This window comes from Listeria rocourtiae subsp. hofi (assembly GCF_963575615.1).
Classification (GTDB): Bacteria; Bacillota; Bacilli; order Lactobacillales; family Listeriaceae; genus Listeria_A; species Listeria_A hofi.
In genome coordinates this window covers 1-852 of record NZ_CAUYTL010000088.1, presented here as the reverse complement: position 1 = coordinate 852, position 852 = coordinate 1, and the positions used below count along the sequence as shown (strand labels likewise).

General features: G+C 45.0%; 1 protein-coding gene. It reads left to right on the top strand.

The features are described 5' to 3' along the window. On the top strand, positions 1–852 hold an 852-nt coding region (locus R8925_RS15825; RefSeq protein WP_430536745.1), incomplete at both ends, for an immunoglobulin-like domain-containing protein.

The window sequence follows — 852 nt, the reverse complement described above, 5'->3', positions numbered from 1 at the left end:
GACAAAGAAGCCCAAGCGCAAGCCGAAAAAGAAGCGCAAGAGAAAGCCCGCGAAGCCGTCAACAACCTATTCGAAAACAACAACCCGAAAGGTGATATTCTAACGGGAATCACGCAAGAAGACATCGCCATTGCCCAAAATCTCGTGAATAAAGTCACAGATCCTGCGACAAAAGCAGCCTTACAAGCCGACCTAGACAAAGCTAAACAACAAGTAGCCGATCGTTTAGCGACGACTGGTACAGTGAAAACAGATGCCTTCACAATTGGCACAGACAAATATGTTACAGGCACTTACACTGGCGACGTAGCCCGCATCTCCCTTTTCCAAGATGGGGTGGAATATAAAGGCGCTACTGTCAAAAACGGCACATTCAGCTTCTACGCTGCCGACAAAAAAATCAAAAAAGACCAAACGATTCTCATGGTAGCTTACGATAAATACGGCAAAGAATTAGCCCAAGAAAAAGTAACCTTTGTCGTGCCAACCGAAGGTAAAATAACACCAAACGAGATGACCATCCCTGGTGACAAAAACATCACAGGTACGTACACAGATGACGTAAAATCAGTCGTTGTGACAGTCAATGGCACTGTGTATAAAGGCGGAACGGTAGCTAATGGCGAGTTCAAATTCTACAGCCAAGATAAAATCAAAGCTGCCACAGACAAAGTAAGCATCCAAGCGTTCGATAGCGTTGGGAAATTACTCGATACAAAAACAGTCAAAATCAAAGCGCCAGTCATTGTCACAGCAGGCGACATCACACTGGACACATACACAGTTGGTGATAAAAACATCACAGGTACGTATACTGGCGACGTGAAATCAGTAGTCGTAACTGTGAACGGG